The following is a 3,437-nucleotide window of genomic DNA, read 5'->3' on the forward strand; positions in this document are numbered from 1 at the left end:
AGGGCGAGGCTAGATTATGAATCGCCGCTCGTCGTTTATACTCAGCACATAGCCTTGCTGCAACATCCGACTGACACTGTTAATTAACCCAGTGTTGCGCTTGGTATTTGAAACCGCCCACCATATTTCATTCGACTAGATAATGGCGTCGTATATCAAGGCACCACTGACGCGGAAGGTTTGACCGAAATAGCACACGACCAAGCATCGCTTTCTGGAAATGCGCATTTCGGCCACGAGGCGATGAAACAAATGGCAAAGTTCAAGGGCAATATATGAGCCAGTCTATAGATCTTTTAGAGGCCTTGAATAGCCGCCCCGTCGGCGTCGCCCTCAGCGGAAAAGCGCATACGGTTGACCGTCTCAAACTGACGCCGAGCCAAGAAAAAGAAAAAATACAGAAAGGCAAATTATTTCTAAGAAGCGAGACTAGGACATACAAACTAGGCAAAGCAGAGCGGCCTATTTATGAACACGATAACGGCTTTCTCGGCCCCAGAGGATATCCTCTTAAGACTCTGCGCAAGCCCACGGATGACGATAAAAAAGCTTTTCGCACCATGTTCACATGGCTTGAAGGCTCGGAGATGATGTGCAACGAGAGAGAAACAAAAACCGTTCACTGGTGGAGTGATAGACAACGATGGGTGAGCGAATGCGGAGGAAATCAACCAGATGCGAACCTGGCTCTCCGAAATTTTTTGTTCGGCAAAGGAAAGAGCCGGACAATCGATTATGAGCGATTTCTTCGCGACCAAGACCGAGCACTTGCGGTGCCCCAAGGCACCCACGCGATCGTACGACAGCTAGTTACGGATTTTATGGAACATGCTGAAGCGATAGGTTTCAACCGCCAAAAATTTTCCATTACAAATACAGTAATGTACGCGATAAACGATAGTGGATTCGCCAAGGGACCTCAAGTTTGGAATTGGCGGAGGACGATTGGAGGCCACGTTATTTGGATTAGCGGCGACGTAGTGGCGGCCTCTGCGCCTGGGGGTACGCACATTATCTACTCAGGCGACCTGACCTTCCACATGGAAGACATATACAATTTTAATCCAGGCAGTTCTGATGGCAAAATGCAAGTAAAAGACGAAATAGGCGGCAAGTTGGAAGAGTCAGGTCTAGGCCATCCCTTCATGACATACGCGACATTCTACCGCCATATTGTCTGGGACGAAAAGCATCCTGATTCAGTAAAAATATCAATGGGTTCCCCACCTCCAGGAGCACACATTTTTAAAGAAGATATTGCCAAGGAAGAAAAAGAACTGTTCCAAGCTCAAATCGATGCTGGGGTGAGCGGATATTCATCGGAGAAAATGGACATAGCTCGAAAATTTATCGCTCGACAACTCGGAATAGACCACGGCGCGCCATAGGATAGCGGATTTTTTAAGTTTGATGACCAGTAATCTATTGTTTAAGGCAATGCTCATTCTTATGGAGATTTTTTGATCAGTTCACTCCATGGCCGGATTAATTCCGCCGCCATTCTAATAATTCTCCTAGCCGCAATAATGCTAGAAGGTTGTCGCAATACTAATCCTACCCCCCCAACCAAAGCCGAAAGTGCAACGGTAGCCCTTTCAAAAACAGAGCGGGTTGCGCAGGTTACGCATATTCTTTCTAGATATAACAGTTTACCCTCGGAAATTATCGACGCTTACTTCGACGAGAAAACCGTCGGAGGGGCTGACCAGTCAGGCTTCGCGCCCGTCGACTATATTTCTTTCATGTACTTTAAGGTGCGGCCCGAAGAAATGTCAAAGTGGAACCGACTGTTAATTCGAGATTTGGGTTACGTTCCAAATTTGACTTCTGACGAAAATTATCAGTGGTGGCTCAACAACAAAAAAATGAGTGAGTTGGAATTCTTCGAACCACATCCTCTGTCATCAAGAGACGGGTTTGTAGCTATTTCGCGAAAAACGGGCGAAATTTGGGTTTATGGTTTCACGCTGTAGCGTTGAGGAATTAAAAATTGGTTTGTTCAACCGGAAGATATCGGGCGACAAAACTGCGGCGGATTTTGTGGCTGACGCGGTCAGAAGATGCACCAAATGAAAAAAAATCGCCTCGCTACGCTGCTCGTCATCTTCCTCATTTCATGCGCTGCAAAGGCGCCCGTCGCCAAGATTAACTACATGGGGATCGAAGCTGTGGGCTTCAGTTATCACTTATTATTTGCGGCAGATGTGCCTATTCTTGAACTATTTTCTGAGAATAAACATCAAAGAATCGTATTTTCCGAACTCGTCTGTTCATTGGACACAGATCACAATTTCGACATTGAACACAAGCTTAAATACTTTGCCCAAAGCGGTTTTAAATTTCTGAAACAAACCACCATCGCCGAAAAAAAGGCCTACGTTTTCGACGCCGATATCGAATTTCGAGAAGCGCCTGCCGATGAAATGGGTAATGATCAATCGATTGCCAAGGAAAAACTTACTATCCTTCTTAAAGACAAAAAGTCAATTCCTTGCAAGATTCGAATGACAGTTGATTTTTCCACGCCATACTATTCGGAAACTTTTCTTGTCCCTGCCACCGACATTCTTGCGGCGGTGTCGAACAGACTAGTTCAGTAGGTAATTTTTACTTGGAGTTATAGGGGACTTGGCCACGCCTCTTTGTTGCCCCAACCAAAGCGCAAAGTGCAAAAGTAGCTACTACCAAAGCAGAGCGCGTTGCGCAGGTTACGCATATTCTTACTAGGTAGCTGCGAGCGCAGGCTTGACGTCGCTATGTATGGTTTATGATATCGTGGCCCACAAGCAAATTTGTCGAGGCATTTCCGCCTTGACCGGAATGTGGATATATTGATCCTCCATGCCGCTGGCCGATGTTAAAGATAATTAAAAGTTTACCCTAGCCTTGCAAGGCTGTTGCTCACCTTCCAGATACGGAACTACCGTAATTTTCTGGACCAGATCAAAACTCTCAGCCTTAGAATGCTACAAATATGGCGAAGTTCGTCTATCAATATATATTGTTAAGTTTGTCAGCTATGTTAAGTACGGGTTGCTCCGGCAATTCAAGGCCCGATGCAATCGTTACCGAAGTAGCCGGGCGTCCCTGTTTCGCAATTCCCGATAACCGCGAAACACGCGATGGAATTACACTATACGGGTTGCTGGTCTCCGAGCGGCGACCAAGCGAATCAACACTGCCCCCCAGCGAATTATGGAGCGTGTCGGTGGAGCCGGCTGGGGCCTCGATCATGGCAAGGCCACATAGTTGTATTTCCTACGGAGAAACACCACTTGGTGCGGAAGCAGAGAAAGCCTTGCCCCTTCAGCCGTACCATGGGCGTTCTCAAAGACCAAGTGCAACACCTTCTGCTGTAAGGTGCCGCCATGGCAAAAATCTACAAACATCTGACTACTCAAGAGCGCGCCGTCGTCATGACCATGCGCGCCGACCAA

Annotated in this window: 4 protein-coding genes; 3 read left to right on the forward strand and 1 reads right to left on the reverse strand. The window is 47.0% G+C overall.

Annotated elements, in window-relative coordinates; all coding sequences use genetic code 11:
- Positions 1–275: 275 nt before the first annotated feature.
- The 3 genes from ACP7D4_RS27700 to ACP7D4_RS27710 all read left to right on the forward strand — a co-directional run bounded on the left by ACP7D4_RS27700 (position 276) and on the right by ACP7D4_RS27710 (position 2,600).
- The gene (locus ACP7D4_RS27700) at positions 276–1,388 is read left to right on the forward strand and encodes a hypothetical protein (protein ID WP_426212636.1); all 1,113 of its coding nucleotides are present in this window, start codon (positions 276–278) and stop codon (positions 1,386–1,388) included.
- A 72-nt stretch (positions 1,389–1,460) separates the two neighbouring features.
- Positions 1,461–1,973 carry a hypothetical protein gene (locus ACP7D4_RS27705; RefSeq protein ID WP_426212638.1) on the forward strand — a complete coding sequence of 171 codons (513 nt, stop codon included), beginning with the start codon at positions 1,461–1,463 and terminating at the stop codon, positions 1,971–1,973.
- 96 nt (positions 1,974–2,069) lie between these two features.
- Positions 2,070–2,600, forward strand: a complete 531-nt coding sequence (locus ACP7D4_RS27710; RefSeq protein ID WP_426212640.1) for a hypothetical protein — start codon at positions 2,070–2,072, stop codon at positions 2,598–2,600.
- Positions 2,601–3,230: 630 nt separating this feature from the next.
- On the opposite strand, the gene ACP7D4_RS27715 is transcribed toward ACP7D4_RS27710, so the two are convergent.
- Positions 3,231–3,437, reverse strand: a 207-nt coding sequence (locus ACP7D4_RS27715; RefSeq protein ID WP_426212641.1) for a hypothetical protein, incomplete at its 5' end; no start/stop codon positions are given.

Origin of the sequence: Massilia sp. TWP1-3-3 (genome assembly GCF_049897805.1) — a bacterium.
Taxonomy (GTDB): Bacteria; Pseudomonadota; Gammaproteobacteria; order Burkholderiales; family Burkholderiaceae_D; genus Telluria_A.